The organism is Pseudomonas sp. G11, assembly GCF_029457515.1.
GTDB lineage: Bacteria > Pseudomonadota > Gammaproteobacteria > Pseudomonadales > Pseudomonadaceae > Aquipseudomonas > Aquipseudomonas gorinensis.
In genome coordinates, this window is the sequence record NZ_CP120377.1 from 5,973,707 (window position 1) to 5,994,068 (window position 20,362).

A 20,362-nucleotide genomic window follows, 5' to 3' on the forward strand; every position below is an offset into this window, starting at 1 on the left:
TTGCGCCTTACTCAACGCACACGCCACCAAATTTGACTGCGACTGATTGTCAAAATGGAATGAAACGCCCTATCCAAGCAGGAGCAAGGATGAAGATCAAAACCATCGCAATCATTGGCGCAGGTTTCTGCGGCTCTACGTTAGCTGTTCATTTATTGCGCAGCTCATTGGCCGCCCCCGTTAGAATCTTGCTGATCAGCCCGCCCGGCGCCATGGCTCGTGGCGTCGCTTATGGTACGCGTACCTCATCACACGTACTGAACGTACCGGCAGGCAGGATGAATGCCCTGACCAACGATGAGAGCGACGGCTTTTATGAATTCGCCAAGCGCTATGCTCCCGAGGTCACCCCAGGGTCTTTTGTTCAGAGGCAACTCTATGGCGACTACCTTGAAACCTTATTGAACGATGCGTCGAAGAATGCAGCTCCAGGAAGCGAGCTACGCAATGTCACAGGCGAGGTCGTGGAAGTTTCATATGACACCGAACGCCATAGGGCTCACCTGCTGATGAAAAACGGTGACTCTCTTTACGCTGACCATATCGTCCTGAGCACCGGCAGTTGCGCTCGTCAACAACCATCAAGTGCAGCGGCACACAGATTATTTTACGAAGACCCTCGGTATCTGCACGATCCATGGCAACCCGACGCCTTAGCTAGTATTGACGCCAATGCTGCCGTACTGCTTATTGGCAGCGGACTGACCATGCTGGACGTAGTACTTGACCTACGCGACCGCGGGCATCAGGGGATGATTTATGTGATTTCTCGTCGTGGCCTCGCTCCTCAACCCCATCGAATATTGAACTCACACCCCCACTATGATGGGCAACTTACCCAGCAAATGCTCACGAACTGCACAACTCGTCATTATGTCAGGGCAGTTCGCAATGCGATAAAGCTGCAGACCTGCAAGGGAGATGACTGGAGAGACGTGATTGGCGGGCTACGATCAGCAACAGCACAGTTGTGGCACGCACTGCCCATTGTTGAACGTCAGCGCTTCCTTCGTCACGTTCGCCCATACTGGGACACCCATCGTCACCGCTGCGCCCCGCAGCCAGGCGCCCGCATGCTGGCTGAGATTCAACGTGGCAAGCTCAAGCTCTTCGCCGGACGCGTGACAGGCTACGAGTCCGGATCAGAAAGTGTCAGCGTTCATCTGCGGCGCCGTGGCGCAAAGAACGAGGACACTATTGAGGTTAAGGCCGTGATCAATTGCACGACTCCAGCATTCGATATTCGACAACTGGACGACCCATTGCTTGCGTCGCTGCGAACTAGGGGCCAGTTGAAACCCGATGCACTCGGAATAGGCATGGAGATCGCGCCCTCCGGAGCACTGGTGGATCACAATGGAGTGGAATCACGATGGTTGTATTATGTTGGCCCTCTCCTCCAAGCCCGTGACTGGGAGGCGACAGCCGTGCCTGAACTACGCGAATATGTGAAACGTATGGCGGACACCCTTGCAACCGCTCTCTCTCAGCAATAACCCTTTGCGCAGCCCGCCCTCCTCCGTTGGCAGCCACGAAGGAGGGCAGTGCCATCACCTAGCCTTTACGGAACACAAACACCAACCCAACGATGATCAACCCCATCCCCAGCAGGCTCAACAACGCCAGCCGATTGCCGAAGATCAGGTAATCCATCACCGCCGTCACCGCCGGCACCAGGTAGAACAGGCTGGTGACGTTGACCAGGTTGCCCCGCGCGATCAGGCGGTACAGCAGCAACGTCGCCAGCACCGACACCACCAGCCCCATCCACAATACCGGCAGGTAAAAGCCGGCATTCTGTTCGAAGTGGAACGGCTGGAACGGCACGAATACCGCGCACAACAGCAGCCCGGCCAGGTACTGCAGCGGCAGCGTGCCCAAAGGGTTGTCGGTAATGCGTTTTTGCATGATTGAGCCGAAGGTCATGCTCGCCAGGGCCAGCAGGCCGAAGAGCATCCCGGCCAGGGACATCCCCGCCAGCCCGATACCCTGGTACACCACCATGATCAACCCCGCCAACCCGAGGCCAAGGCCGAACAGGCGGCGCCCGGAACGCTGGCGCTCCGTCAGCGCCACGGTCAGGATCGGCTGCACGCCCATGAGGGTCGCCATCACGCCGGGGGTGACGTTGAGGTCCAGGGCCAGCAGATAGAAAATCTGGTAGGCCCCCAACAACACCAGGCCGGTCGCCGCTGCATACCACAGCGGTTTGCCGGGGCGCGGCAGTTGCAGCTTGAGCATCGGTACGAGGATCACCAGACCGAGCAGGGCGATGGCAAAACGGATCAATAAGAAGGCGAAGGGCGACGCATGGGCCAGGCCCAGCTTGGAGAAGATCGCCCCGCTGCTCCACAGCAGGACAAACAGGCTCGTCGAGGCCGCCGCGGCCACGGATTGTTTCGAAAGAACAGACATGGTTACCACCTGTAATCAGGCAAAAAAAGCCGACTCAGCAAAGGCTGAAGTTCTGGAGTTTTTTCAGGCGTGCAGACGGGGACAGCGAGTCGCTGATCAGCCCGAAATGCCAACACCCGGCGGTGATACGACTGCGTACACCGGCGTGCGACTGACAGGTGGGGGGTAGTGACTGATCTGCGCAGGCTGCTTGTTCCCGCACGGTACGACCACAGCGTTGACCGCTGAATCGACTACCGCTATGCGCTGGAGAGCTGGCATGGACTGATCTTGTATGGAGGGATGAAGAAGGCCTGACTATAACCAGCCGTTGATACGTTTTGCAATCACTTCACCAACGCCCTTGCGTGGCACAGTTTTCATGTGGCCCGCAGGGGACGATCGCTATAATGCCGTCCAGTTTTTTCCAAGGACTCCCCATGCTCGCATTGCCCTGGCTGTACCTGGCGCTTCTTTCCATCGGCTATGTGCTGGCCTTGGCCTATGGGCAACTGGGCGTGCTGGCGCTGGTGTCCGTCGCCCTGCTGCTGATTGCCGGTTATGCCGTGCGCCAGCAGCGCACGCCTTGGGCACGCTACATCGGCCATGGTTTGTTCATTGTGCTGGCCCTGAGCCTGGCGATGCACTGGCTACCGGGCTTCTACAACGGGCGCGCCATCGAGCCGCAACGCTTTACCCCCGACGCGGTGCCCTTCTCGATGTACCTGAACCAGGACAAACCGCTGATCGGCTTCTGGCTGTTACTGGCCTGCCCGTGGGTGGTGGCGCGACGCTCCTTGCGCCTGTCGATCTGCGTCACGGCCCTGGCCTTGGCCCTGACCGCGATTGCCGCCCTCGGCGGCGCAGCCTTGCTGGGCGTCATCAGTTGGGCGCCGAAATGGCCGGTGCAGGCGTGGTTGTGGGTATTGAATAACCTGTTGTTGGTGACCTTGGTGGAAGAGGCGTTGTTTCGCGGCTACATTCAGGGCGGCCTGCAACAGCGCTTCAAGCACCTGCCCTACGGCGAGAACCTGGCACTGCTGCTGGCCTCGCTGCTGTTCGGGCTGGTGCACCTGGGCGCGGGCTGGCAATGGGTGTTGCTGGCAAGCATTGCCGGTGTGGGTTACGGCCTGGCTTATCGCTTTGGTGGGCTGGGTGCGGCGATTGCCACGCACTTTGGGCTGAACCTGCTTCACTTCGGGTTGTTTACTTATCCGATGCTGGCTGGCTGATGTCTACCGGAGGCAAGGCGTTCCTGCGGATTGTTGCAAAAATAAGTTAAATAAGCGCCCGCTCCTGCCGATACTCCCTGAAAGCCTTGCGGATTGAACAATCATGCGTAATAACCAACCCGTTACCCAGCGCGAACGTACCTTCCCCGCTCAGCAACGGTTGATCTCCACCACAGATGCCAAGGGCGTGATCACCTACTGCAACGACGCTTTCGTCGAAATCAGTGGGTTCTCCCGCGATGAACTGGTGCGTGCCCCGCACAACCTGGTTCGTCACCCGGACGTTCCGGCGGCCGTATTCGGGCACATGTGGTCAACGCTCAAACAAGGCTTGCCATGGATGGGCATTGTCAAGAATCGCTGCAAGACCGGTGATCACTACTGGGTTAACGCCTATGTGACGCCGGTTTTCGACGGCAACCAGGTGGTCGGCTACGAGTCGGTGCGCATCAAGCCCACCGCCGAGCAGATCCGCCGGGCCGAAGCGCTCTATCAACGCATCAACCAGGGCAAGTCTGCCGTTCCCCAGCGGGACAAATGGCTGCCGGTGTTGCAGGACTGGCTGCCGTTTATCCTGATCAGCCAGTTGAGCTTCATGATCGGTGCGTCGCTGAATTCCCACTGGGGCTTTGCCCTGGCGGCGGGGCTGTCGGTGCCCTTGGGCCTGCTGGGCCTGAGTTGGCAACAGCGTGGCCTCAAGCGCCTGCTGCGCCTGGCCGAGCAGACCACCTCAGACCCGCTGATCGCGCAGATGTACACCGACAGCCGTGGCGCCCAGGCGCGACTGGAAATGTCGATCCTCAGCCAGGAAGCCCGCCTGAAAACCTGCCTCACGCGTCTGCAGGACACGGCTGAACACCTCAACGACCAGGCGGCGCAGTCCAACACCCTGGCGCATAACAGCTCCAGCGGCCTGGAACGCCAGCGCGTGGAAACCGAACAGGTGGCCACCGCGGTCAACCAGATGGCGGCGACCACCCAGGAAGTTGCCAGCCATGTGCAGCGCACGGCGGATGCGACCCAGGAAGCCAATCGCCTGACCGGTCGTGGCCGCGATATCGCCGGGGAAACCCGCGAGGCCATTCAGCGTCTGTCGCTGGCCGTGGGCGAAACCGGGGTGACCGTTACCCAACTGGCCAAGGACAGCGATGAAATCGGCGGTGTCGTCGATGTGATCAAAGGCATCGCCGATCAGACCAACTTGCTGGCGCTGAACGCGGCAATCGAAGCCGCGCGTGCCGGGGAGATGGGCCGTGGCTTCGCAGTCGTGGCCGACGAGGTCCGTCAACTGGCCCAGCGCACCGCCGAGTCGACCGGGCAGATCCATGCCTTGATCGCCAAGCTGCAACAAACCGCTGCCGCCGCCGTGCAAACCATGGACGCCGGGCATCGCCAGGCCGAAGAAGGGGTGGCGCGGGTGATGGAAGCGGATCAGGCGTTGGTCGGCATCAGCGAAGCAGTGGCCAACATCACCGACATGACCACCCAGATTGCGGCCGCCACCGAAGAGCAAAGCTCGGTAGCCGAAGAGATCAGCCGCAACATCAGCACCATTGCGCTGTTGGCGGACCAGACTTCGGAACAGGCGTTGAACTCGGCGCAGTTGAGTGAGGAATTGACGCATACCGCCAATACCCAGTACTCGCTGGTCGAGCGGTTTAACCGCTAGACCGCTATCGGGGGCAAGCCCCCTCCCACATTTACCGCGTACACCCCTTGGAACGCAGTCGAGTGTGGGAGGGGGCTTGCCCCCGATAGGGCCCTAGAGGGCTCCGAGAAACCGGGCAACCTGCACCGCCGCAGCCTCCAGATGCTGCTCATGACTGAACCCCGAAGCCTTCAACGGCTTCAAGTCATGGTCCCCCGCCACCAGCCACATTACCTCGATGCTCGGCGACAAATCATAGCCTTCTACCGCCACTCGATTACCCAAGGCATCGCGCTCGCCCTGCACGATCAACGTCGGCGTCTGCAGCCCGGCCAGATGCTCGACCCGGGGCTTCTCCGGCTTGCCCACCGCATAGAACGGATACCCCAGGCATACCAACCCATCGACGCCCAGTTCATCGGCCACCAGACTGGCCATGCGCCCGCCCATGGACTTGCCACCGATGGCCAGTGTTCCAGCGACATGGCGTCGCACCTCGGCATGCACCTCACGCCATGCCTGCAACAGTTTGGCGGCCGGGTTCGGCGGGCGTTTGCCGCCCTCTACGCGCCGCTGGGCCATATAGGGAAACTCGAAGCGCAACACGTTCACCCCATGCAGGGCAAGGCGTGCAGCCATGTCGGTCATGAACGTCGAGTCCATCGGTGCGCCGGCGCCGTGGGCCAGAATCAGGGTGACAGGCTCACGCCGATCTCCCTCTGCCGCGGCGTCCCACAACCAGCCGTGTTCCCGCACACACTGCGCCCATTGATCCCCGTCAATACTGGCCTTGTGCTCTTTGCTCATGCTTGCCTCGCTATTCAGTCTGCCTATAACTCCAGCCCAAGTGCCGCATTCGCTTGGGTTGAACCGTGGATGGGGAACCATGAACACTACATTAAGTACCGCCTATAACTACAAGGTGGTCCGCCAATTCGCCATTATGACGGTGGTGTGGGGCATCGTCGGCATGGGGCTCGGGGTTTTTCTCGCCGCCCAATTGGTATGGCCTGCGCTCAACTTCGACTTACCCTGGACCAGCTTCGGCCGCTTGCGCCCGTTGCACACCAACGCGGTGATCTTTGCCTTCGGTGGCTGCGCGTTGTTCGCCAGTTCCTTCTACTCCGTGCAGCGCACCTGCCAGACCCAGCTGTTCGCGCCGAAAATCGCCGCGTTCTGCTTCTGGGGCTGGCAACTGGTGATCCTGCTCGCCGCGATCTCCTTGCCGCTGGGCTACACCAGCTCCAAGGAATACGCTGAGCTGGAATGGCCGATCGACATCCTGATCACCATTGTCTGGGTGGCCTACGCCATTGTGTTCTTCGGCACCGTGGCCAAGCGCAACACCAAGCACATCTACGTCGGCAACTGGTTCTTCGGTGCGTTCATCATCACCGTCGCGATCCTGCATATCGTCAACAACCTGGAAATCCCGGTCAGCCTGACCAAGTCCTACTCGCTGTACGGCGGTGCGACGGATGCCATGGTGCAGTGGTGGTATGGGCATAACGCGGTAGGCTTCTTCCTGACCGCTGGCTTCCTGGGGATGATGTATTACTTCGTACCCAAGCAAGCCGAGCGTCCGGTGTATTCCTATCGCCTGTCGATCGTGCACTTCTGGGCACTGATCACCCTGTACATCTGGGCCGGTCCTCACCACCTGCACTACACCGCGCTGCCGGACTGGGCACAGTCGTTGGGCATGGTGATGTCGCTGGTCCTGCTGGCGCCAAGCTGGGGCGGCATGATCAACGGCATGATGACCCTGTCGGGCGCCTGGCATAAGCTGCGCAGCGACCCGATCCTGCGCTTCCTCGTGGTTTCGCTGGCGTTCTACGGCATGTCGACCTTCGAAGGTCCGATGATGGCGATCAAGACGGTCAACGCCCTCTCCCACTACACCGACTGGACCATTGGCCACGTACACGCCGGCGCCCTCGGCTGGGTAGCGATGATCTCCATCGGCGCGCTGTACCACATGATCCCGAAAATCTTCGGTCGCGAGCAGATGTACAGCCTCGGCCTGATCAACGCGCACTTCTGGCTGGCCACCATCGGCACCGTGCTCTACATCGCCTCGATGTGGGTCAACGGCATCGCCCAGGGCCTGATGTGGCGTGCGGTCAACGAAGACGGCACCTTGACCTACTCCTTCGTCGAAACCCTGGTGGCCAGCCACCCAGGCTTCATCGTGCGGTTGGTCGGCGGCGCCATCTTCCTCAGCGGCATGTTCCTGATGGCTTACAACACTTGGCGCACCGTGCGTTCGGCACAACCTGCCGAAGTCGCCGCTGCGGCGCAGATGGCCTGAGGAGTCGATGATGAAACACGAAACGATTGAAAAGAACGTCGGCCTGCTGATGCTGCTCATGGTACTGGCCGTGAGTATCGGCGGCCTGACCCAGATCGTCCCGCTGTTCTTCCAGGACGTCACCAACAAACCGGTGGAAGGCATGAAGCCCTATACCGCGCTGCAACTGGAAGGTCGCGACATCTACATCCGCGAAGGCTGCGTACAGTGCCACTCGCAAATGATCCGCCCATTCCGCGCCGAGACCGAACGCTACGGCCACTACTCGGTCGCCGGTGAAAGCGTGTGGGACCACCCGTTCCTGTGGGGCTCCAAGCGCACCGGGCCGGACCTGGCCCGCGTCGGCGCGCGCTACTCGGACGACTGGCACCGCGCGCATTTGTACAACCCGCGCAACGTCGTGCCCGAGTCGAAAATGCCGGCCTACCCATGGCTGGTGACCGCCGCTGTCGACAGCAGCCACACCGAGACCAAGTTGAAAGTGATGCGCACCCTCGGCGTGCCCTACACCGACGACGACATCAGTGGCGCCGTGGCCAGCCTCAAGGGCAAGACCGAGATGGATGCACTGGTTTCGTACCTGCAAGTGCTCGGCACTGCCATCAAGAGCAAGAGGTGAGCCATGGGATTTGAATTCGATGCGGGCACCATCCGCGGCCTCGGCACGCTGGTCGTCGCTATCGCGTTTATCGGCTTGTCGCTGTGGGTGTTCAACAACCGGCGCAATGAGGAATTCGAGCAGGCGCGCCTGCTGCCGTTTGCCGACGAACCCTCTCCATCCGACGCTCAAGAAGAGCCTGTAACAAGGAGCAACCGGCCATGACTACCTTTTGGAGTACATGGATCTGCGTACTGACCCTCGGCAGCCTGATCGGCCTGACCTGGCTGTTGTTCGGCACCCGCAAGGGCGAGACCAAGGGCAGTGTCGACCAGACCATGGGCCACGCCTTCGACGGCATTGAGGAATACGACAACCCGCTGCCCCAGTGGTGGTTCATGCTGTTCGCCGGCACCTTGGTGTTTGCCGTCGGCTACCTGATCCTCTACCCGGGCCTGGGCAACTGGAAAGGCGTGCTGCCAGGCTATGAAGGCGGCTGGACATCGGCCAAGGAGTGGGACAAGGAAATGGCTAAGGCCGACACCAAGTTCGGGCCGATCTTCGCCAAATTCTCGGCCATGCCGGTGGAAGCCGTCGCAAAAGATCCACAAGCGCTGAAAATGGGCGGACGCCTGTTCGCGTCCAACTGCGCGGTGTGCCACGGCTCGGATGCCAAGGGCGCGTTTGGCTTCCCGAACCTGGCGGACAACATCTGGCGCTGGGGCGGTTCGGCCGAAGCAATCAAGACCACCATCATGAACGGTCGCCATGCGGCGATGCCGGCCTGGGGTGACATGCTGGGTGACGAGGGGGTGAAAAACGTCGCCGCCTATGTACGCCATGAACTGGCCAAGCTGCCACTGCCGGCCGACAGCGCTGCCGACCTGGCCGCCGGCCAAGCCACGTTCAGCACCACCTGTGTTGCCTGCCACGGTCCGCAAGGCCAGGGCATGGAAGCCATGGGCGCGCCCAACCTGACCCTGCCAAGTGGCTATATCTACGGCACCAGCCTGGCGCAGTTGCAGCAAACTATTCGCCACGGCCGCCAAGGCCAGATGCCGGCCCAGGAAGTGCTGCAAGGTAATGACAAGGTGCACCTGCTCGCCGCCTACGTTTACAGCCTGTCCCATAACGCTGATGGCGCCAAGCCAGAAAGCCAAGCTCAATAACCGTTAACTGCCGCCCCGCCCTGGGGCGGCAGCCCTACCCCGTTACGCGACCAAGTGTCGCACCCTTCCAAAGCACAACTTTCCCCTCCTGCCATTCGGGTCTACGCTTGTCCCCACAGTGGATCGGTATTGACCGGTCGACGGCTGACTTGCACTCGTTGGGTTGAACATTTCTACAGGGCGACAGGCGCAAAGGCTGGCAGCGACCGGCTGTCGTGCCACTGACCACTCGTCAGCCGGGCAGCGTGTTCATACACACCCAGTAACAAGTCTCCACGACCTGATAAAATTCCTGTCCATTTGATCAGCTTTCCATTTCGGATTTTGTCCTTACATCAAACATGGAAAGGGCGCAGAATCTGGCGTGGAACGCATTGACACAGGTCACCCTTGCGTTGCAATGGCACCTCGGTTTCTCCATACTTGCGACCGATTTTTACCTATAAAAAAACCTAAACCGTGGAACCTTAGAATGAGCACAGCAATCAGTCCGACTGCTTATAACTATAAGGTAGTCCGCCAGTTCGCCATCATGACGGTGGTCTGGGGGATCCTTGGCATGGGGCTCGGGGTGTTCATCGCCTCGCAACTGGTCTGGCCGGAATTGAACTTCGGCTTGCCCTGGACGACCTTTGGCCGCCTGCGCCCGCTGCACACCAACCTGGTGATTTTCGCCTTCGGCGGATGTGCCCTGTTTGCCACCTCCTACTATGTCGTGCAGCGAACCTGCCAGACGCGACTGATTTCCGATGGCCTCGCCGCGTTCACCTTCTGGGGATGGCAAGCGGTGATCGTCGGGGCCGGCATCACGTTGCCGCTGGGCTACACCACCACCAAGGAGTACGCCGAGCTGGAATGGCCCATCGCCATTTTGCTCGCGATCGTGTGGGTGACCTACGCGGTGGTGTTCTTCGGCACCATCACCAAGCGCAAGACCAAGCACATCTATGTGGGTAACTGGTTCTACGGTGCCTTCATCCTGGTGACGGCGATGCTGCACATCGTCAACCACGCGTCGCTGCCGGTCAGCCTGTTCAAGTCCTACTCGGCCTACGCCGGGGCGACGGATGCGATGATCCAGTGGTGGTACGGCCACAACGCCGTGGGTTTCTTCCTCACCACCGGTTTCCTGGGGATGATGTACTACTTCGTGCCGAAACAGGCCGAACGTCCTATTTACTCGTATCGCCTGTCCATCGTGCACTTCTGGGCGCTGATCACCCTGTACATCTGGGCCGGCCCGCACCACTTGCACTACACCGCGTTGCCGGATTGGGCGCAGTCCCTGGGCATGGCGATGTCGATCATCCTGCTGGCACCGAGCTGGGGCGGCATGATCAACGGCATGATGACCCTGTCGGGCGCCTGGCATAAGCTGCGCACCGACCCGATCCTGCGCTTCCTGGTGGTATCGCTGGCGTTCTACGGCATGTCGACCTTCGAAGGGCCGATGATGGCCATCAAGACCGTCAACTCGCTCTCCCACTACACCGACTGGACCATCGGCCACGTACACGCCGGCGCCCTGGGTTGGGTGGCGATGATCTCCATCGGCGCGCTGTACCACATGATCCCGAAAATCTTCGGCCGTGCGCAGATGCACAGCGTCGGGCTGATCAACACGCACTTCTGGCTGGCCACCATCGGCACCGTGCTCTACATCGCCTCGATGTGGGTCAACGGCATCACCCAGGGCCTGATGTGGCGTGCGATCAACGATGACGGCACCCTCACCTACTCCTTCGTCGAAGCGCTGCAAGCCAGCCACCCGGGCTACATCGTCCGTGCCCTGGGCGGCGCGTTCTTTGCCACCGGCATGCTGTTCATGGCCTACAACGTCTGGCGCACCGTGCGTGCTTCCGACCCTGCAGAAGCCGAAGCCGCCGCCAAGATCGTCGTTGTGGGAGCCCACTGATGAAGCATGAAGTAGTCGAGAAGAATATCGGCCTGCTGGCCTTCTTCATGGTCATCGCCGTGAGTATCGGCGGCCTGACCCAGATCGTTCCGCTGTTTTTCCAGGACGTGACCAACAAGCCGGTCGAAGGCATGAAGCCCCGCACCGCCCTTGAACTGGAAGGCCGCGACGTCTACATCGCCAACGGTTGTGTCGGCTGCCACTCGCAGATGATCCGACCGTTCCGCGCCGAAACCGAACGCTACGGCCACTACTCGGTCGCCGGTGAAAGTGTCTGGGACCACCCGTTCCTGTGGGGTTCCAAGCGTACCGGCCCGGACCTGGCCCGTGTCGGCGGGCGTTACTCCGACGACTGGCAGCGTGCGCACTTGTACAACCCGCGCAACGTGGTGCCTGAGTCGAAAATGCCGGCGTACCCGTTCCTCGTGGAAAACAAGCTCGACGGCAAGGACACCGCGAAGAAGATGGAAGTCTTGCGCACCCTGGGCGTGCCCTACACCGACGAAGACATCGCCGGTGCAGCCGCAGCCGTGAAGGGCAAGACCGAAATGGACGCATTGGTGGCCTACCTGCAAGGCCTTGGCACCATCATCAAAAGCAAACGGTGATTCTTCATGGATATCGGGATGATTCGTGGCCTGGGCACCGTGGTGGTGATGGTGGCCTTTATCGGCCTGGCGTTGTGGGTGTTCAGCCCGCGGCGCAAGTCGGAGTTTGACGACGCGACCATGCTGCCTTTTGCGGATGATCCCGAAGCCATCAAGCACGTCGAGCAAGCTTCTAGGAGTAACAAAGAATGACTACGTTCTGGAGTCTGTACGTCACAGTCCTCAGTCTGGGTACCATCTTCGCCCTGACCTGGCTGCTGCTGTCGACCCGTAAGGGCCAGCGCGCCGAGCAAACGGACGAAACCGTTGGCCACTCGTTCGACGGCATCGAGGAGTACGACAACCCGCTGCCGAAGTGGTGGTTCATGCTGTTCGTCGGCACCATCGTCTTCGCCCTTGGCTACCTGGTGCTGTACCCCGGCCTGGGCAATTGGAAAGGCCTGCTGCCGGGCTACAACTACCTCGACAACGACAAGCAAACCCCGTTCGCCAACGGCCAGACCGGCTGGACCGGCGTTCATGAATGGGAAAAGGAAATGGCCAAGTCGGACGCCAAGTTCGGGCCGATCTTTGCCAAATTCGCCTCGATGCCGATTGAAGAAGTGGCCAAGGACCCGCAAGCCTTGAAGATGGGCGGCCGCCTGTTCGCCTCCAACTGCTCCGTGTGCCACGGTTCCGACGCCAAGGGCGCCTACGGTTTCCCCAACCTGACCGACGCCGATTGGCGCTGGGGTGGCGAACCGGCGACCATCAAGGAAACCATCATGAAAGGTCGCCATGCCGTCATGCCGGCCTGGCTGGATATCCTCAAGGAACAAGGCGTCAGCGATGTGGCCGCGTTCGTCATCACCAACCTCGACGGCCGCAAGCTGCCGGAAGGCGTGAAAGCCGACGCGGCCAACGGCGAGAAACTCTTCGCCGCCAACTGCGTGGCCTGCCACGGCCCGGCCGGTAAAGGCACCCCAGCCATGGGCGCACCCGACCTGACCCACCCGGGTGCATTCATCTACGGTTCGAGCTTCGCCCAACTGCAGCAGACCATCCGTTGGGGCCGTCAGGGCCAGATGCCTGCGCAGGAGCAACTGCAGGGCAACGACAAGGTGCACTTGCTCGCGGCGTATGTTTACAGCTTGTCCCATGGGGATAAAAAGGCTGAAGGGCAGTAAGACCGGCCGCTATTTAGAAACACAGAAAAACCAATGTGGGAGGGGGCTTGCCCCCGATAGCGGTGGATCAGTCAGACCTTTATTGACTGACACTCCGCTATCGGGGGCAAGTCGAATCGTCGCACCGCCCCTCCCACATTGGATCGTCGGTGTTTTGAAGGCCGGCCCCGCAAAAACCGTCCATACTTCCCAAGTCAATTGATCCAGGTCACGTACACCATCAATTGATTTCCCCCAACGCGACCAAAGGTCGCACCCTTGGAGTACCATCGGGGGCGTATCATTACGCCACTGCAACACCCTTCATTTGACCCCGGTTGGCACGTACTGGCCGAGGCAAATCTCCACCGCCGTGGGATGCAATGATGAGCAACCAAATACCGGTACATGACGTTACCCCGCCTGCCAAAAACTCGAATCAACCTGTCGATCTCTACGCATCGCGAGAGAAAATCTACACCCGTGCCTTCACCGGCCTGTTTCGCAACTTGCGTATGCTCGGTGGCGCCGGTTTGTTCCTCCTCTACTTCGGCACCGTGTGGCTGAATTGGGGGGGTCACCAGGCCGTGTGGTGGAACCTTCCGGAGCGTAAATTCTTCATTTTTGGTGCGACCTTCTGGCCCCAGGATTTCATCCTGCTCTCGGGCATTCTCATCGTTGCAGCGTTCGGCCTGTTCTTTATCACCGTGTACGCCGGGCGCATATGGTGCGGGTATACCTGCCCGCAAAGCGTGTGGACGTGGATCTTCATGTGGTGCGAAAAGGTCACCGAAGGCGACCGTAACCAGCGCATCAAGCTGGACAAGGCGCCGATGGGGGCCAACAAGTTCCTGCGCAAATTCAGCAAGCACACCCTGTGGCTGCTGATCGGCTTTGTCACCGGTATGACCTTCGTCGGTTACTTCTCGCCGATTCGCGAACTGGTGTTCGACTTCTTCACCGGCCAGGCCGATGGCTGGTCGTATTTCTGGGTGGGTTTCTTCACCCTCGCCACCTATGGCAACGCCGGCTGGCTGCGCGAACAGGTGTGCATCTATATGTGCCCGTACGCGCGGTTCCAGAGCGTGATGTTCGACAAAGACACCCTGATCGTCTCCTACGACCCACGCCGTGGCGAAGTGCGTGGCCCGCGTAAAAAGGGTGCCGACTACAAGGCCCAGGGCCTGGGCGATTGCATCGACTGCACGATGTGCGTGCAAGTCTGCCCCACCGGTATCGACATCCGCGATGGCCTGCAGATCGAATGCATCGGCTGTGCTGCGTGCATCGACGCCTGCGACAACATCATGGACAAGATGGACTACCCGCGCGGCCTGATCAGCTACACCACCGAGCACAACCTGTCCGGGCAGAAGACCCACAAACTGCGCCCGCGCCTGATCGGCTATGCGCTGGTGCTGCTGGCGATGATGAGCCTGTTGGCCACGGCATTCTTCATGCGTTCGCTGGTAGGTTTCGACGTCAGCAAGGACCGCGTGCTCTACCGCGAAAACGCCGAAGGCCGGATCGAAAACGTCTACAGCCTGAAGATCATGAACAAGGACCAGCGCGACCACACCTACGTGCTCGACGCCGCCGGCCTGCCGGACCTCAAGCTGCAAGGCCGACGCGAAATCAAGGTGGCCGCCGGCGATATCGTCAGCATGCCGGTCGAACTGTCGAGCGCACCGGAGCAGTTACCGTCGAGCACCAATGAGGTGACCTTCATCCTCAAGGATGCCGATGACGCCAACGTGCATATTGAAGCCAAGAGCCGGTTCATCGGCCCTCAGGTTCGTTAACCACACTATTTCGTTAACCAGAGAGCAGAACAATGCCCGCAGCTACTGCCACAAGCCCTTGGTACAAGCACCTCTGGCCCTGGATCATCATTGGGATCCTGGCCTGCTCGGTGACCTTGACCTTGTCCATGGTGACCATCGCAGTCAAGAACCCGGACAACCTGGTCAACGACAACTACTACGAGGCCGGCAAAGGCATCAACCGCTCCCTGGACCGCGAACTGCTGGCCCAGACCCTGCAACTGCGCGCCAAGGTGCACCTGGACGAACTGACCGGCGAAGTCGAGGTATATCTGACCGGCAACAGCGGCCCGTCGACCCTGGAACTGAACCTGATCTCCCCGACCCAGCCAGAGAAGGATCGCAAGATCAACCTGACCCGCAGCGCCAGCGAACCCGGACGCTATATCGGCCAGGTCACCGACAAGGTCGAAGGCCGCCGTTTCGTGGAACTGCTCGGTGTGGAAGGTGACCGGACCTGGCGCCTGTTCGAAGAAGAACAGGTCAGCCACGACAAGGACTTGCTGTTGGGTGATGAGCCGTTGCAAGGTGCTGAAGACCTGAAGAAGTAAACGCCTGCGCTTCGCGCATCGCGAGCAAGCCCGCTCACACCTCAGGAACGAGCGCCCCTGTGGGCGCGGGCCTGCCCGCGATGAGGCCCTCCCTGCCACCCAAGATCTCACGCCATGACCAGCCCCACTCCCTGCTACCACTGCGCCCTGCCCGTGCCACCCGGCAGCCGGTTCACCGCCGAGATCCTCGGCGAGCGCCGCGAGCTGTGCTGCCCGGGTTGCCAGGCGGTGGCCGAGGCAATCGTGGCCGGCGGGCTGGAAAGCTATTACCAGCACCGCAGCGAAGCCTCGGCCAACCCCGAGGCCCTGCCGGTGCAACTGGTGGACGAACTGGCACTGTACGACCGCGCCGACGTGCAAAAACCCTTCGTACGCCACGAAGGCGACCTTGCCGAAGCCACCCTGTTGATGGAAGGCATCAGTTGCGCCGCGTGTGGCTGGCTGATCGAAAAACACCTGCGCAGCCTGCCCGCCGTGGCCGAGGCGCGTCTCAACCTGTCCAACCATCGCCTGCATGTACGTTGGGCCGACGGGCAATTGCCGTTGAGCCAACTGCTCAGTGAGTTGCGCCATATCGGCTACGCCGCCCACCCTTACCAGGCGGACCGCGCCGCCGAACAACTGGCCGACGAAAACCGGCGGGCCCTGCGCCAACTGGGGGTCGCCGGACTGCTGTGGTTCCAGGCGATGATGGCAACCATGGCCACCTGGCCGGAATTCAATATCGACCTGAGCCCGGAGTTGCACGTGATCCTGCGCTGGGTCGCGATGTTTCTCACGACCCCCATCGTGTTCTACAGCTGCGCACCGTTTTTCAAGGGCGCCATGCGCGACTTGCGCACCCGCCACCTGACCATGGATGTGTCGGTGTCCCTGGCGATTGGCGGCGCGTACCTGGCCGGCATCTGGACCGCGATCACCGGGGTCGGCGAATTGTATTTCGACGCGGTGGGCATGTTCGCCCTGTTCCTGCTGGCCGGGCGTTACCTGGAGCGGCGTGCCCGGGAACGCACGGCGGCGGCGACCGCGCAATTGGTCAACCTGCTGCCCGCCTCATGCCTGCGCATGAAAAGTGATGGGCAGAGCGAACGTATCCTGCTCAGCGAACTGGCGTTGGGCGACCGCGTGTTGGTGCACCCCGGCGCGGTATTGCCGGCAGATGGGGTGATCCTCGACGGCCAGTCCAGCATCGACGAATCCCTGCTGACCGGCGAGTACCTGCCGCAGCCGCGCCAGGTCGGCGACGCTGTGACGGCGGGCACCCTCAACGTCGAAGGCGCACTGACGGTCGAGGTCCGCGCCCTGGGGCATGACACGCGCTTGTCGGCCATCGTGCGCCTGCTGGAACGGGCCCAGGCCGACAAACCGCGCCTGGCCCAGATTGCCGACCGCGCCGCACAATGGTTCCTGCTCTGCTCACTGGTCGCTGCCGTGCTGATCGGCCTGCTCTGGTGGGAGCTGGATTCGTCGCGGGCGTTCTGGATCGTATTGGCGATGCTGGTGGCGACCTGCCCGTGCGCCCTCTCGCTGGCCACGCCAACCGCCCTGACTGCCGCCACCGGCACCCTGCACAAACTCGGCTTGTTGCTCACCCGAGGCCATGTGCTGGAAGGCTTGAACCAGATCGACACGGTGATTTTCGACAAGACCGGCACCCTCACCGAAGGGCGCCTGGCGCTGCGCGCGATCCGGCCGCTGGGCGCCCTGGACAGCGACCAGTGCCTGGGCCTCGCCGCCGCCCTCGAAAATCGCTCTGAACATCCGATCGCACGGGCCTTCGGCCGTGCCCCCCTGGCCGCTGACGAAGTGCTCAGCACCCCCGGCCTGGGCCTGGAAGGTCGCGTCGGCGAACGCCTGCTGCGGATCGGCCAGCCGGGGTTCGTGTGCGCACTGAGCGGTTGCCCGATCCCCGCCTCACCGGACGAAGCCGGACAATGGCTGCTGCTGGGCGACCGCGACGGCGCCCTCGCCTGGTTCGTACTGGATGACCGCCTGCGCAGCGACGCGCCGGCCCTGCTGGCTGCGTGCAAGGCACGGGGCTGGCGCACGCTGCTGCTGTCGGGGGACAGTTCACCGATGGTCGCCAGCGTGGCCGCCGAACTGGGCATCGACGAAGCCCACGGCGGCCTGCGCCCCGACGACAAGCTGCAGGTGCTGCAACAGTTGCATCAGCAAGGCCGTAAGGTGTTGATGCTGGGTGACGGTGTCAATGATGTCCCCGTACTCGCCGCCGCCGATATCAGCGTGGCCATGGGTTCGGCCACAGACCTGGCGAAAACCAGCGCGGACGCGGTATTGCTGTCCAACCGCCTGGATGCCTTGGTGCAAGCCTTCACCTTGGCGCGACGCACTCGTCGGGTCATCATTGAAAACCTGCTTTGGGCCGGGCTGTACAATGGCCTGATGCTGCCGTTTGCCGCCCTCGGCTGGATCACGCCGATCTGGGCGGCGATCGGCATGTCCCTCAGTTCGTTGACCGTGGTGCTCAACGCCCTGCGCCTGACTCGCCTGCCGAGTGCGCAGGCCAAAAGCGCCCCCTTGGTAAATCGCCCGCTGCCGGCTTGAGCCGCGCGGGCATGGAGTGCAGATGCCAGCTCTATACGTGATGATTCCAGCGGCGCTGCTGTTAGTGGGCGTCGCCATCTACATCTTCTTCTGGGCCGTGGACAGTGGTCAGTACGACGACCTCGACGGCCCGGCCCACAGCGTGCTGTTCGACGACCAGGACCCGAACCACCTGGCCGCCGTTGACAAGGCCAACGGCCCCGAACAGCCGGCCCAACCCAAAGACCCTCCCCATGCTTGAACTCCTGCCGCTGCTGGTCTCCGCCTTGATCCTCGGGCTTTTGGGCGGCGGCCATTGCCTGGGCATGTGCGGCGGGCTGATGGGCGCGCTGACCCTGGCGATCCCCAAGGAACAACGCAGCCGCAGGTTTCGCCTGCTGCTGGCGTATAACCTCGGCCGCATCCTCAGCTATGCCACGGCGGGCCTGTTGATCGGCCTGGCCGGTTGGGCCGTGGCCAACAGCCCGGCGGCGATGTTCATGCGCGTGCTCGCCGGGTTGCTGCTGATCTGCATGGGCCTATACCTGGCCGGCTGGTGGAGCGGGCTGACCCGTATCGAAAGCCTTGGGCGCGGCCCGTGGCGCTACATCCAGCCGGTCGCGAACCGTTTGCTGCCAGTGTCCAGCCTGCCCCGCGCCCTGCTGCTGGGCGCGCTGTGGGGCTGGTTGCCGTGCGGCCTGGTCTACAGCACCCTGCTGTGGGCCGCCAGCCAGGGCAATGCGCTGGACAGTGCGCTGCTGATGCTGGCGTTCGGCCTCGGCACCTGGCCAGTGCTGCTGGCGACGGGGCTGGCCGCCGAACGCGTCACGGCGTTATTGCGCAAACGTAGCGTGCGTGTGGCGGGGGGCGTGCTGGTGATGCTGTTCGGTATCTGGACCTTGCCAGGGCCCCATCAGCACTGGCTAATGGGCCACTAAAAGGCCATGTGGCATAGCGCCGCTCCCCGTTGACGCAAATCAAGATGCCTTTTCAGCCACGCCCCTAGACTCGGCCCACTAGCCTATCCGGGGGAACGCCCGCATGCTCGACGCCATTCGTTGGGACAGCAATCTGATTCACCGCTACGACTTGGCGGGGCCGCGCTACACGTCCTACCCCACCGCCGTACAATTCGACAGTCAGGTCGGTACCTTCGACCTGCTCCACGCCCTGCGCGACAGCCGTAAGGCCGTGCGACCGTTATCGCTGTATGTGCATGTGCCATTCTGCGCGAACATTTGCTACTACTGCGCCTGTAACAAGGTGATCACCAAGGACCGGGGCCGCGCCCAGGCTTACCTGCAACGCCTGGAGCAGGAAATCCAATTGGTCGCCTGCCATCTCGACCCCAAGCAATCGGTGGAACAACTGCACTTCGGCGGCGGCACCCCAACGTTTCTCAGCCATGACGAACTGCGCCAGGTGATGGCCTGCCTGCGCAAACACTTCAATCTGCTCGACGATGATTCCGGCGACTACGGCATCGAGATCGACCCGCGTGAGGCCGATTGGGCGACCATGGGCCTGTTGCGCGAACTGGGCTTCAACCGTGTCAGCATCGGCGTGCAAGACCTCGACCCGGACGTGCAGCGGGCGGTCAATCGCCTGCAAAGCCTGGAAGAAACCCGAGCGGTGATCGACGCGGCGCGCACCCTGCAGTTTCGCTCGATCAATATCGACCTGATCTACGGCCTGCCCAAGCAAACCCCCATCAACTTCGCACGCACCGTGGAAGAAGTGATCAAGCTGCAACCGGACCGCTTGTCGGTGTTCAACTACGCACACCTGCCGGAGCGTTTCATGCCCCAGCGGCGGATCAACAGCGACGACCTGCCCGCACCGGCGCAAAAGCTACTGATGCTGCAAACCACTATTGAACAACTGACCGAGGCCGGCTACCGCTACATCGGCATGGACCACTTCGCCCTGCCGGACGACGAACTGGCCATCGCCCAGGAAGAAGGCACGCTGCAACGCAACTTCCAGGGCTATACCACCCATGGCCATTGCGACTTGATCGGGCTCGGGGTATCGGCAATCAGCCAGATTGGCGACCTGTATTGCCAGAACACCAGCGACCTCAGCGGCTATCAGAACGCACTGGCCGGCGCACAATTGGCCACCAGCCGTGGCTTGTTGTGTACCACGGACGATCGATTACGGCGGGAAGTGATTCAGCAGTTGATCTGCAATTTCAGCCTGGACTTCGAACAGATCGAACAGGCATTCAACATTGATTTTCGCGGGTACTTCGACGAAGTCTGGCCGCAACTGGAGGCGATGGCAGAAGACGGCCTGATCGAGCTCGACGCCCAGGGTATTCGGGTGCTGCCGGCCGGACGCCTGCTGGTGCGCTCGGTGTGCATGGTGTTCGATGCCTATCTGGACCACCAGAACCGGCATCGATTTTCACGGGTGATCTGA

General features: G+C 61.6%; 19 protein-coding genes. 17 read left to right on the plus strand and 2 right to left on the minus strand.

The annotated features are described in order from the left end of the window. The first annotated feature begins 89 nt into the window (after positions 1–89). Positions 90–1,496, plus strand: coding sequence for an FAD/NAD(P)-binding protein (locus P2T68_RS27360; protein WP_277378555.1), 1,407 nt, complete (start codon positions 90–92; stop codon positions 1,494–1,496). Between the two features lie 58 nt (positions 1,497–1,554). Here P2T68_RS27360 and P2T68_RS27365 read toward each other — a convergent pair whose 3' ends face one another. Beyond that, positions 1,555–2,415, minus strand: coding sequence for a DMT family transporter (locus P2T68_RS27365; RefSeq protein ID WP_024076820.1), 861 nt, complete (start codon positions 2,413–2,415; stop codon positions 1,555–1,557). 419 nt (positions 2,416–2,834) lie between these two features. Between P2T68_RS27365 and P2T68_RS27370 the strand changes: the two genes are divergently transcribed. Continuing rightward, positions 2,835–3,626, plus strand: a complete 792-nt coding sequence (locus P2T68_RS27370) for a CPBP family intramembrane glutamic endopeptidase (protein ID WP_069076784.1) — start codon at positions 2,835–2,837, stop codon at positions 3,624–3,626. 103 nt (positions 3,627–3,729) lie between these two features. Continuing rightward, entirely contained in the window at positions 3,730–5,295 is a 1,566-nt protein-coding gene (locus tag P2T68_RS27375) for a PAS domain-containing methyl-accepting chemotaxis protein (protein WP_024076822.1), read from the plus strand. Between the two features lie 93 nt (positions 5,296–5,388). Here the strand turns inward: P2T68_RS27375 and P2T68_RS27380 are convergent, their stop codons facing one another. Continuing rightward, positions 5,389–6,081 carry an alpha/beta family hydrolase gene (locus P2T68_RS27380; protein WP_069076782.1) on the minus strand — a complete coding sequence of 231 codons (693 nt, stop codon included), beginning with the start codon at positions 6,079–6,081 and terminating at the stop codon, positions 5,389–5,391. 79 nt (positions 6,082–6,160) lie between these two features. On the opposite strand from P2T68_RS27380, the gene ccoN (P2T68_RS27385) reads away from it, so the two are divergent. The 14 genes from ccoN (P2T68_RS27385) (at position 6,161) to hemN (ending at position 20,362) form a co-directional block, all read left to right on the plus strand. Continuing rightward, positions 6,161–7,585, plus strand: coding sequence for a cytochrome-c oxidase, cbb3-type subunit I (gene ccoN / locus P2T68_RS27385; RefSeq protein ID WP_024076824.1), 1,425 nt, complete (start codon positions 6,161–6,163; stop codon positions 7,583–7,585). A 10-nt stretch (positions 7,586–7,595) separates the two neighbouring features. After that, the gene (gene ccoO / locus P2T68_RS27390) at positions 7,596–8,204 is read left to right on the plus strand and encodes a cytochrome-c oxidase, cbb3-type subunit II (RefSeq protein WP_017735321.1); all 609 of its coding nucleotides are present in this window, start codon (positions 7,596–7,598) and stop codon (positions 8,202–8,204) included. 3 nt (positions 8,205–8,207) lie between these two features. After that, positions 8,208–8,408, plus strand: coding sequence for a cbb3-type cytochrome c oxidase subunit 3 (locus P2T68_RS27395; RefSeq protein ID WP_024076825.1), 201 nt, complete (start codon positions 8,208–8,210; stop codon positions 8,406–8,408). Beyond that, positions 8,405–9,352: a cytochrome-c oxidase, cbb3-type subunit III gene (gene ccoP, locus P2T68_RS27400; RefSeq protein WP_024076826.1), complete on the plus strand. Its 948-nt coding sequence runs from the start codon at positions 8,405–8,407 to the stop codon at positions 9,350–9,352. Before P2T68_RS27395 ends, ccoP (P2T68_RS27400) begins: the two co-directional genes overlap by 4 nt. A gap of 472 nt (positions 9,353–9,824) precedes the next feature. Beyond that, the gene (ccoN, locus tag P2T68_RS27405; RefSeq protein ID WP_024076827.1) at positions 9,825–11,267 is read left to right on the plus strand and encodes a cytochrome-c oxidase, cbb3-type subunit I; all 1,443 of its coding nucleotides are present in this window, start codon (positions 9,825–9,827) and stop codon (positions 11,265–11,267) included. Beyond that, entirely contained in the window at positions 11,267–11,875 is a 609-nt protein-coding gene (gene ccoO / locus P2T68_RS27410; RefSeq protein ID WP_003193167.1) for a cytochrome-c oxidase, cbb3-type subunit II, read from the plus strand. Before ccoN (P2T68_RS27405) ends, ccoO (P2T68_RS27410) begins: the two co-directional genes overlap by 1 nt. 6 nt (positions 11,876–11,881) lie before the next feature. Then, the gene (locus P2T68_RS27415; RefSeq protein WP_003193169.1) at positions 11,882–12,067 is read left to right on the plus strand and encodes a CcoQ/FixQ family Cbb3-type cytochrome c oxidase assembly chaperone; all 186 of its coding nucleotides are present in this window, start codon (positions 11,882–11,884) and stop codon (positions 12,065–12,067) included. Then, positions 12,064–13,041 carry a cytochrome-c oxidase, cbb3-type subunit III gene (gene ccoP / locus P2T68_RS27420; protein ID WP_024076828.1) on the plus strand — a complete coding sequence of 326 codons (978 nt, stop codon included), beginning with the start codon at positions 12,064–12,066 and terminating at the stop codon, positions 13,039–13,041. Before P2T68_RS27415 ends, ccoP (P2T68_RS27420) begins: the two co-directional genes overlap by 4 nt. A 365-nt stretch (positions 13,042–13,406) precedes the next feature. Beyond that, the gene (ccoG, locus tag P2T68_RS27425) at positions 13,407–14,822 is read left to right on the plus strand and encodes a cytochrome c oxidase accessory protein CcoG (RefSeq protein WP_024076829.1); all 1,416 of its coding nucleotides are present in this window, start codon (positions 13,407–13,409) and stop codon (positions 14,820–14,822) included. Between the two features lie 32 nt (positions 14,823–14,854). Further along, positions 14,855–15,394, plus strand: a complete 540-nt coding sequence (locus P2T68_RS27430) for a FixH family protein (RefSeq protein ID WP_024076830.1) — start codon at positions 14,855–14,857, stop codon at positions 15,392–15,394. A 114-nt stretch (positions 15,395–15,508) separates the two neighbouring features. Next, a complete protein-coding gene (locus P2T68_RS27435) occupies positions 15,509–17,959 on the plus strand; it encodes a heavy metal translocating P-type ATPase (RefSeq protein WP_277378556.1) in 2,451 nt (816 codons plus the stop codon). Between the two features lie 22 nt (positions 17,960–17,981). After that, positions 17,982–18,200, plus strand: a complete 219-nt coding sequence (gene ccoS, locus P2T68_RS27440; RefSeq protein WP_024076832.1) for a cbb3-type cytochrome oxidase assembly protein CcoS — start codon at positions 17,982–17,984, stop codon at positions 18,198–18,200. After that, positions 18,193–18,876, plus strand: a complete 684-nt coding sequence (locus tag P2T68_RS27445; RefSeq protein ID WP_277378557.1) for a sulfite exporter TauE/SafE family protein — start codon at positions 18,193–18,195, stop codon at positions 18,874–18,876. Before ccoS ends, P2T68_RS27445 begins: the two co-directional genes overlap by 8 nt. A 103-nt stretch (positions 18,877–18,979) precedes the next feature. After that, positions 18,980–20,362, plus strand: coding sequence for an oxygen-independent coproporphyrinogen III oxidase (gene hemN / locus P2T68_RS27450; protein ID WP_069076780.1), 1,383 nt, complete (start codon positions 18,980–18,982; stop codon positions 20,360–20,362).